This is a genomic window from Romboutsia sp. 13368 (assembly GCF_018336475.1).
GTDB lineage: Bacteria > Bacillota > Clostridia > Peptostreptococcales > Peptostreptococcaceae > Romboutsia.
In genome coordinates, this window is record NZ_CP048741.1 from 1301235 (window position 1) to 1302558 (window position 1324).

At 28.6% G+C, this 1324-nt stretch carries 2 protein-coding genes; one reads left to right on the plus strand and one right to left on the minus strand.

Going from position 1 to position 1324, the window contains the following annotated elements; genetic code table 11:
• Window positions 1-5 precede the first annotated feature (5 nt).
• Window positions 6-128 (plus strand): YvrJ family protein, encoded by a 123-nt coding sequence (locus tag G3997_RS11655; protein WP_296649421.1) that lies wholly within the window; start codon window positions 6-8, stop codon window positions 126-128.
• A 96-nt stretch (window positions 129-224) separates the two neighbouring features.
• Here the strand turns inward: G3997_RS11655 and G3997_RS05295 are convergent, their stop codons facing one another.
• Window positions 225-1241, minus strand: coding sequence for a DNA/RNA non-specific endonuclease (locus G3997_RS05295; protein ID WP_296644058.1), 1017 nt, complete (start codon window positions 1239-1241; stop codon window positions 225-227).
• Window positions 1242-1324 lie beyond the last annotated feature (83 nt).

Here is a 1324-nt window from a genome sequence, read left to right on the forward strand (position 1 = left end):
TTTTTATAGCGTCTGTTGGTTTTCCTATTGCCCTTAGTATGTATTTACTTGTAAGGATTGAGGGAAAGCTTCAGATTTTATCTGATAGTATTAATGAATTATCTAAAAATATAATTGGATTAAAGTAATTCTAACTGATTAAATGAAAAAATACACAGTTATAAATTCTTCTTAAACAAAAAAAGCAGGAGTTTATATACTCCTACTTTCAATTTATCATTATATTAATGACATCTATCACAAGGGTCACTTTTTCCTGATTGCGCTTGTGTCCCTGAGTTTATTGTTTTACTTCTAGATAAAGTACTACATGACTTTGTAGTATGATAACTTTTCCCGTTAGGTGTCCAGTACACTGTCGCTGAACTATTATCATTACTACTTTGACTTACATTTGTATTAGAATTATTTGTAGTGTTATTAACTTTAGAGCTAGTATTACTTGAATTATTAGTTGATGTATTAGAATTTAAACTAGCGTTATATTCATCTGGATTTATATTATCAAATTCATCATTAACTACTTTTCCTTTAATAGTATATGTATAACTATAATGGCTTGGTATTTGCGTTGTTGTATTTGGATAAGTTATTATCGCAACAAAATCTGTACAACCTCCAGCATCTCTTATAGCTTTCTCCATATAAGCTTGGTCACCATGTCTATTAAGTGTACTATTTTGAGGCGTAATATTATATGCATTAGAAACACCACCAAGTGAATCTGCGATGACATGTCCCTCATCTAAGTTCTTACTTTCAACACCTGGAACTTTTGCTTCATCAGGATAATATCTTCCGCTTGAATTAACAGGTTCTTTTGAATCATCCTGTAATATAATTTCTTTAGCTACTACTTTAACTAATTGTCCATATTCATTAGTGAATGCCCAGTATTCTCTATCACCAAAGCCTATATCTACTGCAACATTAGACTCTCTATGTCCTGATAAATTTCCACCATCAACTTCTATTATTTTATATCCATCAAACATATCATCTGTATTTTCTGAGTTTGACTGAGTTGTTGTAGTATGAGAAGTTTCTGTATTTTCCTCATTTATATTTTCCTTTGAAAAATCTTTGTTTTTATCAGTATTACTATCTTTAACTACAGTAGTTGGTGAATTAGCTAAATTATCAACTTGATTACTTTCTATATTATTATTTGAACATCCAGTTATCAATATAGCTAAAATAGGAATAATTCCAATTGATTTTTTTATGTTTTTAAAAAACAAGTTAAATACCTCCTTTTTTGTCAAAATAAATCGAATTTGTAAGTATATTAATTATATTATAGGTACTTATACTTTTCAACATT